Source organism: Escherichia sp. KCJ4928, from assembly GCF_004352695.1.
In the GTDB taxonomy this organism is placed as follows: Bacteria; Pseudomonadota; Gammaproteobacteria; order Enterobacterales; family Enterobacteriaceae; genus ECMA0423.
In genome coordinates, this window is record NZ_SJWV01000185.1 from 1 (window position 1) to 7,643 (window position 7,643).

8 protein-coding genes are annotated in these 7,643 nt (G+C 51.1%); 1 reads left to right on the forward strand and 7 read right to left on the reverse strand.

What is annotated here, in order from left to right:
* Nucleotides 1–162: 162 nt before the first annotated feature.
* The 7 genes from E0D98_RS19490 to metN all read right to left on the reverse strand — a co-directional run bounded on the left by E0D98_RS19490 (nucleotide 163) and on the right by metN (nucleotide 6,628).
* A complete protein-coding gene (locus E0D98_RS19490) occupies nucleotides 163–987 on the reverse strand; it encodes a YaeF family permuted papain-like enzyme (protein ID WP_001297208.1) in 825 nt (274 codons plus the stop codon).
* Between the two features lie 53 nt (nucleotides 988–1,040).
* Nucleotides 1,041–2,759 carry a proline--tRNA ligase gene (gene proS / locus E0D98_RS19495; protein ID WP_001260712.1) on the reverse strand — a complete coding sequence of 573 codons (1,719 nt, stop codon included), beginning with the start codon at nucleotides 2,757–2,759 and terminating at the stop codon, nucleotides 1,041–1,043.
* A 110-nt stretch (nucleotides 2,760–2,869) separates the two neighbouring features.
* A complete protein-coding gene (gene tsaA / locus E0D98_RS19500) occupies nucleotides 2,870–3,577 on the reverse strand; it encodes a tRNA (N6-threonylcarbamoyladenosine(37)-N6)-methyltransferase TrmO (RefSeq protein WP_000094011.1) in 708 nt (235 codons plus the stop codon).
* A complete protein-coding gene (gene rcsF, locus E0D98_RS19505; RefSeq protein WP_001202329.1) occupies nucleotides 3,574–3,978 on the reverse strand; it encodes an Rcs stress response system protein RcsF in 405 nt (134 codons plus the stop codon). Before rcsF ends, tsaA begins: the two co-directional genes overlap by 4 nt.
* A 117-nt stretch (nucleotides 3,979–4,095) precedes the next feature.
* The gene (metQ, locus tag E0D98_RS19510; RefSeq protein WP_000874224.1) at nucleotides 4,096–4,911 is read right to left on the reverse strand and encodes a methionine ABC transporter substrate-binding lipoprotein MetQ; all 816 of its coding nucleotides are present in this window, start codon (nucleotides 4,909–4,911) and stop codon (nucleotides 4,096–4,098) included.
* A 39-nt stretch (nucleotides 4,912–4,950) separates the two neighbouring features.
* Nucleotides 4,951–5,604, reverse strand: a complete 654-nt coding sequence (locus tag E0D98_RS19515) for a methionine ABC transporter permease MetI (protein ID WP_001294600.1) — start codon at nucleotides 5,602–5,604, stop codon at nucleotides 4,951–4,953.
* Nucleotides 5,597–6,628 carry a methionine ABC transporter ATP-binding protein MetN gene (gene metN / locus E0D98_RS19520; RefSeq protein ID WP_000593994.1) on the reverse strand — a complete coding sequence of 344 codons (1,032 nt, stop codon included), beginning with the start codon at nucleotides 6,626–6,628 and terminating at the stop codon, nucleotides 5,597–5,599. The genes E0D98_RS19515 and metN overlap by 8 nt, the downstream gene beginning before the upstream one ends.
* 187 nt (nucleotides 6,629–6,815) lie before the next feature.
* Here metN and gmhB point away from each other — a divergent pair, with 187 nt between their 5' ends.
* Nucleotides 6,816–7,391 carry a D-glycero-beta-D-manno-heptose 1,7-bisphosphate 7-phosphatase gene (gene gmhB, locus E0D98_RS19525; protein WP_001140175.1) on the forward strand — a complete coding sequence of 192 codons (576 nt, stop codon included), beginning with the start codon at nucleotides 6,816–6,818 and terminating at the stop codon, nucleotides 7,389–7,391.
* Nucleotides 7,392–7,643: the final 252 nt, after the last annotated feature.

Consider the following 7,643-nt stretch of genomic DNA (forward strand, 5'->3'; position numbering starts at 1 on the left):
TGTGTCTGGCATGCCTGCAATCCGGGAAACCGGACCAGGAAAAAACTTGCAGGCCATAACAGTATCTACGTGAATTCTGCAATATATTGAATCTGCATGCTTTTGTAGGCCGGATAAGGCGTTCACGACGCATCCGGCATTTTGTGCACGAGGCTGGCTTTATCACTGAGTCAGCCCAACAAAGCGACCCGCCTTGATATAAATCCCAGGCTTCAGGTGCCCAACATACTGTAACTGCGTTTCTGGCTTAAACGCAGAGACATCACCAATACGCATATGCATCAGATCGGCAGGGCTAATCCAGCCCGATTGCGCCAGTGTAAGCGGATGCCCGGCTTTGGCAAATGCATCAGTGACAAATTCCGAACAAAACCACGACTTTTTGTCTCCTTCGCCCACACTGCTTAACTGCGCTTTCGCCAGGCCGCTGACGCACTGTTGGCGAAAATCCTCGGAGAACGGATTCAGTGAGCACATCTGGCGAGTCACCATAAAGGGAATAAATTCGACAATGCCGCGATAGTTATAACCGCTATCTTTGATTTTATTGGCAAACGCGGTGATATCTGTGGCTTGTTGCGGGGTAAGATCCGGGACTCGTAAGACGAAAAGCTTATCACTATGCTTCATCGCTTTTTTAAGGGAAACAATCTGGACGCCAGCGCCTGTCGCTTCTGCAACGTTATTATCACCCAGAAAGATTGCAACGTGACTCACAGAGGAAGTGCTGAAGACGCGGATTCCAAATGAGGTTACCCCAAGGCTTGAGGAGAACAGCAAATCGCCGGGTTTGAGATCAGGTGCCGTTATTTCTTTTATTGATTGTTCGGTGAAAGAGCTTTGATGCTGGAATTTGACAGCCCATGTTTTTGCCTCGGCATCTACTGCTGTGGCTGATGGGTCTGGCTGGCTGATATCAACGGTACAAGCCGAAAGTAAAAGAAAGCTGGGGAGAAACAGGCGGCAGTACGCCTTTGGTTTATCCATTTTATACAATCCATGTAAAAAAAGGGCCCTGAAATTCAGGACCCTTTCTGGCATCAGCCTTTAATCTGTTTCACCAGATATTCGACGATGTCACCAGTCTTAATTAACTGTTTCTCGCCGTTGCGACGATATTTATATTCGATATCGTCGTTGTCGAGGTTACGGTCGCCCAGCACAATAGTGTGCGGAATACCGATCAGTTCCATATCAGCAAACATCACGCCCGGACGCTCTTTGCGGTCATCCAGCAGCACTTCGATACCTTGTGCACGCAGTTCGCTGTACAGTTTCTCAGCAAGCTCTTGTACGCGGAAGGATTTGTGCATGTTCATCGGCAGAATCGCCACCTGGAACGGCGCGATAGCGTCAGGCCATACGATGCCTCGTTCGTCGTAGTTCTGCTCAATCGCCGCAGCTACCACACGCGTTACCCCGATACCGTAGCAACCCATCGTCAGGATTTGGTTACGGCCATCTTCACCCTGTACGGAGGCTTTCAGTGCTTCGGAGTACTTGGTACCCAGCTGGAAGATGTGACCAACTTCGATACCACGTTTGATCAGCAGCGTACCCTGGCCATCCGGGCTTGGATCGCCAGCCACCACGTTACGGATATCTGCAACTTCCGGGGTAGCGACATCGCGATCCCAGTTGATGCCGAAGTAGTGTTTACCATCGATGTTAGCACCAGCAGCGAAATCACTCATCGCCGCAACGGTACGGTCAATCACCACCGGAATCGGCATGTTTACCGGACCCAGTGAACCCGGACCGGCTTTAACCACGGCACGAATTTCTTCTTCGGTCGCGAAAGTCAGCGGGCTTGCAACCTGCGGCAGTTTTTCTGCTTTAACTTCGTTCAGCTCGTGATCACCGCGCACCAGCAGCGCAACCAGCGGGAAGCTACTGCCTTCAACCGCTTTAACCAGCAGAGTCTTAACCGTTTTCTCAATCGGCAGATTGAACTGTTCAACCAGTTCCGCGATGGTTTTCGCGTTCGGCGTATCAACCAGCGTCATTTCCTGGGTAGCAGCAGCGCGCGGTTCTTTCGGCGCGATAGCTTCTGCCAGTTCAATGTTCGCTGCATAGTCAGAGGTGTCGGAGAAGACCACATCGTCTTCACCGCTCTGCGCCAGCACCTGGAATTCGTGAGAGGCGCTGCCGCCGATAGAACCGGTGTCGGCCTGTACGGCGCGGAAATCCAGCCCCATGCGGCTGAAGATTTTGCTGTAGGCCGCATACATTGCATCGTAGGTTTCCTGCAGGGATTCCTGAGAAGTATGGAAAGAGTAAGCATCTTTCATCAGGAATTCGCGGGAACGCATGACGCCGAAACGCGGACGCACTTCGTCGCGGAACTTGGTCTGGATCTGATAGAAGTTCAGCGGCAGCTGTTTGTAAGAGCTAAGCTCGTTACGAATCAGGTCAGTGATAACTTCTTCATGAGTTGGGCCGAGTACGAACGGACGCTCGCCACGGTCAACAAAACGCAGCAGTTCCGGACCGTACTGTTCCCAACGACCACTCTCTTGCCACAAATCGGCTGGCTGAACCACCGGCATCGACACCTCGATCGCACCGGCGTTGTTCATCTCTTCACGCACGATGTTTTCGACTTTTTTCAGAACGCGCACGCCGGTCGGCAGCCAGGTATATAACCCGGAGGCCAGCTTGCGGATCATCCCGGCGCGCAGCATCAGCTGATGGCTGATCACCTCGGCGTCGGCAGGTGTCTCCTTGAGAGTGGAGAGCAGGTATTGGCTAGTACGCATGTTGTTACGGTTCCAGTTGGAAGGTAGAACAGGCTCAAGGCGAGCCTGGGACAAAAAAAGTGATTTAGTTTACCAGTGCAAAAGAAATGTCAAAAGAGAAGGGCGTGAATTTAACGCGGTTCCAGCGCAAAGACTTCAAAACCTGCGTCGGTGACGCGCCAGCGAACGTTAAAATCATGTAGCCAGACGGCATAGGTTTTGCCCGTTTCCTCACCTTTACGATAGGCCGGGCGCGGGTCCTGCGCCAGTACTTCGCGGATAAACAGCGTTAACTGCGGATAACGCTTCTCCAGCGTCAAAAGCTGCTTTTCGACCTCTGCGGTAAAACTCACCGCCATCTCTGCCGCTGGCGCACTTTGCGCATAGCTGGCACTGGCATCGGGAAGCGATTCGGCAAAGGGGAGATACGGTTTGATATCCACTACCGGCGTACCATCGACCAGATCCAGACTGCCGAGCTTCAGAATCACGCTGTCTTTATGGCAAACAACCTCTTTCAGCTCTACCAGCGACATACCAATTGGGTTAGGGCGGAAAGTAGAGCGTGTTGCGAAAACCCCCATTCTGGCGTTACCGCCGAGGCGCGGTGGACGCACAGTCGGACGCCAGCCGCCTTCCATCGTTTGATGAAAGACGAAAAGGATCCATAAATGGCTGAATGCTTCCAGGCCGCGAACGGCGTCAGCCTGGTTGTAGGGAGCAATGAGATGTAGTTCGCCGTTGGCGCTTTTTACCAGACCTGGCTGGCGCGGAACGGCGAATTTTTCTTTATAGGGCGAGCGAATAACGCCTATTTGCTCGAACTGGAAACTGCTCATTTCGCCGTAATGTTAAGCGCAGAACCGATACATACAGCCTGACGATAGCAGCCTGGCGTACCGCTGGTGACTTCGCAGCTATGCAGTAATACCGCATTGGCCTTCATTTTCGAGGCGTTGATTTGCATCCGCTTACGTGCGGTTGGAATGCTCGGCGGAGAGTCCTGATTGGAGGCCTGGCAAGAATCGCCACTGACTTCACCGAGATCGCGGAACGGTTTGCCGACTAATTCTTCTGCATTGGTATAAATTCGGACCGGCGTGGCGCGCGGCGCTTTCGGTTTTGCAGGCTCCGCTTTCGGCTGGGGTGCAGTGCTTTGAACGGGTTCGACAGGGGATCTGCTTAACATGGAACAGCCGCTTAGCATGAGTGCTACTAAACAGATCGGTAAAGCACGCATAGTATTTCCTCAATGTATGATCAAAACGTCAATATTGAATCAGGAGCTTGTAAAAATGACAAGACGGGCAAGCGCCCGTCCTGAATGATATTACAAATTGTGGAAACAGCCTAAAAATTACCAGCCTTTAACAGCGCCGCCGTTAAACACTTTGTTTGCTGCTTCGTAAACTTCATCAGACTGATAAGCCTGGACGAATTTCTTCACGTTCTCGGCGTCTTTGTTATCTTCACGCGTTACGATCAGGTTTACGTACGGGGAGTCTTTATCTTCGACAAAGATACCGTCTTTCGCTGGAGTCAGGCCAATCTGGCTGGCATAGGTGGTATTGATAACTGCCAGAGCGATTTGCGCGTCGTCCAGAGATCGAGGCAGCTGCGGTGCTTCCAGCTCAACAATTTTCAGATTTTTTGGGTTCTCAACAACATCAAGAACGGTCGGCAGCAGGCCAACGCCATCTTTCAGTTTGATCAAGCCCACTTTTTGCAGCAGCAGCAGTGAACGACCAAGATTAGTTGGATCGTTTGGCACGGCAACCTGCGAACCATCCTGCAGTTCATCCAGTGATTTGATTTTCTTGGAGTAACCAGCAATCGGATAAACAAAAGTGTTGCCTACTGCGACCAGTTTGTAGCCACGATCTTTCAGTTGCTGATCAAGGTACGGTTTATGCTGGAAGGCGTTGGCGTCGATATCGCCTTTGCTCAATGCTTCGTTTGGCAGAACATAGTCGTTGAAGGTTACCAGCTCAACGTCCAGGCCATATTTGTCTTTCGCAACTTTCTGCGCGACTTCTGCTACCTGCTGTTCGGCACCAACAATCACGCCGACTTTAATGTGATTTGGATCTTTTTCATCCTGACCGCAGCCTACCAGTGCCAGTGATCCAATCAGGGCTCCCACTGCCGCAAAGGTTTTGAATTTGAACGCCATACCTTATTCCTTCTTCAATTATTTATGTTGTGTTGAACGTTACTTGCGAGTGACAGCCCGGACGATGCGGTCGCCTGCGAACTGAATTAAATAAACCAGAATGACCAGCAATACCAGTACCGTATTCATCACCGTCGCGTTATAGCCGATGTAGCCATACTGATAGCCAATCTGACCTAAACCACCGGCACCGACTGCACCACCCATCGCGGAATAACCGACCAGGGTAATCAGGGTGATAGTTGCCGCATTCACCAGACCCGGCAATGCTTCCGGTAACAGCACTTTACGGACGATCTGCATCGGCGTGGCACCCATTGCACGGGAAGCTTCAATTAACCCGGTTGGGATCTCCAGCAGAGCGTTCTCGACCATACGGGCAATAAACGGTGCTGCACCAACGGTTAACGGAACAATCGCTGCCTGCAAACCAATCGATGTACCAACAATAACGCGGGTAAACGGAATCATCCATACCAGCAAGATAATGAACGGGATAGAACGGAAAATGTTCACAATCGCAGAAACGGTACGATACAGCTTCGCGTTAGCAATAATTTGCCCCGGACGCGTGACATAAAGCAGAACGCCAACCGGCAGACCAATCACAAAGCCAAAAAAACCGGATACGAAGGTCATTGCCAGCGTTTCCCATACGCCACGAACCAGCAGCCACATCATCGGCTCAGACATAACCCAGTACCTCTACTTTTACATGGTGTTCCTGCAGCCAGGCAATGGCGGCTTGCGTATCTTGTTGTGTGCCGTGCATTTCAGTCAGCATGATGCCGAACTTAACGCCACCGGCGTAGTCCATCTGCGCGCTAATAATGTTGTTGTTGACGTTGAAACGACGCGCGGTTTCAGAAAGCAGTGGGGCATCGACCGATTGACCGGTAAACTCCAGACGCAACATCGGCACGCAGTCAGTAAATGGCTCCGCTTGCAGACGTTCCTGATAATCTTCCGGGATATCCAGATGCAGGGTCGACTGAATAAACTTCTGCGCCAGCGGCGTTTTCGGATGCGAAAACACTTCACTTACCGTGTCCTGCTCGATCAGTTCGCCATTGCTGATGACCGCCACGCAATCACAAATGCGCTTTACAACGTCCATTTCGTGGGTGATCAACAGAATCGTCAAACCCAGACGGCGGTTGATGTCTTTCAGCAGTTCGAGAATAGAACGTGTCGTTGCCGGGTCCAGCGCGCTGGTGGCTTCATCACACAGCAATACTTTGGGATTGCTGGCTAATGCACGGGCAATCGCCACACGTTGTTTCTGCCCACCGGAAAGATTCGACGGGTAGCTATCATGCTTATCGCCAAGACCAACCAATGACAGCAATTCCGTCACGCGACGTTTGATCTCGTCTTTCGGTGTGTTGTCCAGCTCCAGCGGCAGAGCCACGTTGCCAAAAACAGTACGCGAAGAGAGCAGGTTAAAATGCTGGAAAATCATACCAATCTGGCGGCGAGCTTTGGTCAACTCGGATTCTGACAGCGTGGTCAGTTCCTGGCCATCGACCAGCACGCTACCCTCGGTTGGGCGCTCCAGCAGGTTTACACAACGTATAAGCGTACTCTTACCCGCGCCTGAGGCACCGATAACGCCATAAATTTGTCCAGCTGGCACATGCAGGCTGACGTTGTTCAACGCCTGGATGGTGCGGGTGCCCTGGTGGAACACTTTGGTGATATTCGAAAGTTTTATCATTGATTATTTATTATCGTCATTAAGTTAGTCGTGGCATCTCGAATGCCTGAAACGGGCAACGCCGTCAATGAAATGGATGTTAAGGCATCCAGACGTCTAAATCAATCGGGTTTATGCGAAGAGCACTTTCTTGCAGGTCGAAACATGCGATACTAGCGTCACATGCCTTATTAAGGAGCTATAAAAGGTGGCGAAGAGCGTACCCGCAATTTTTCTTGACCGTGATGGCACCATTAATGTCGATCACGGCTATGTCCATGAGATCGACAACTTTGAATTTATCGACGGTGTTATTGACGCCATGCGCGAGCTAAAAAAAATGGGCTTTGCGCTGGTGGTAGTAACCAACCAGTCTGGCATTGCTCGCGGTAAATTTACTGAAGCACAGTTTGAAACGCTGACCGAGTGGATGGACTGGTCGCTGGCGGACCGCGATGTCGATCTGGATGGTATCTATTATTGCCCGCATCATCCGCAGGGTAGTGTTGAAGAGTTTCGCCAGGTCTGCGACTGCCGCAAACCACATCCGGGGATGCTTTTGTCAGCACGCGATTATTTGCATATTGATATGGCCGCTTCTTATATGGTGGGCGATAAATTAGAAGATATGCAGGCAGCGGCTGCGGCGAACGTGGGAACAAAAGTGCTGGTGCGTACGGGTAAACCTATTACGCCTGAAGCAGAAAACGCGGCGGATTGGGTGTTAAATAGCCTGGCAGACCTGCCGCAAGCGATAAAAAAGCAGCAAAAACCGGCGCAATGATTAAAAGATGAGCGGTTGAAATAAAAATGCATTTTTCCGCTTGTCTTCCTGAGCCGACTCCCTATAATGCGCCTCCATCGACACGGCGGATGTGAATCACTTCACACAAACAGCCGGTTCGGTTAAAGAGAAAAAATCCTGAAATTCAGGGTTGACTCTGAAAGAGGAAAGCGTAATATACGCCACCTCGCGACAGTGAGCTGAAAGCCGCGTCGCAACTGCTCTTTAACAATTTATCAGACAATCTGTGTG